Genomic DNA, 290 nt, shown 5'->3' with positions numbered 1-290 from the left:
CTCGAGGTCCTCTACGACGAAGACGACACCGTTGACGTCGGCGAAGTCATCGCTCGCGTTGGCGATGCAGACGCTGCTCCGGCCGCCAAGGAAGAGGCCGAGGAGGCATCTGCCGCAGTCGAGAAGGACGAGGAGCCAGTAAAGGCCAACGAGGAGACTGAGGAAGACTCCACTGACGTTGACGCTGGCGACGCTACTGACGTTGAGATGCCGGAGCTCGGCGAATCCGTCACCGAAGGCACCATCACCACCTGGCTGAAGAAGGTCGGCGACACCGTCGAGGTCGACGA

The 290-nt window shown here is 62.4% G+C and carries 1 protein-coding gene; it reads left to right on the top strand.

Annotated elements, in window-relative coordinates; all coding sequences use genetic code 11:
• On the top strand, window positions 1–290 hold a 290-nt coding region (locus ADM64_RS01450), incomplete at both ends, for a biotin/lipoyl-containing protein (protein ID WP_049192960.1).

This window comes from Corynebacterium sp. 401_CJEI (assembly GCF_001076435.1).
GTDB classification, from domain to species: domain Bacteria; phylum Actinomycetota; class Actinomycetes; order Mycobacteriales; family Mycobacteriaceae; genus Corynebacterium; species Corynebacterium jeikeium_D.
The sequence above is the reverse complement of the archived record's forward strand: the minus strand, read 5'-3'. Positions and strand labels throughout refer to the sequence as shown.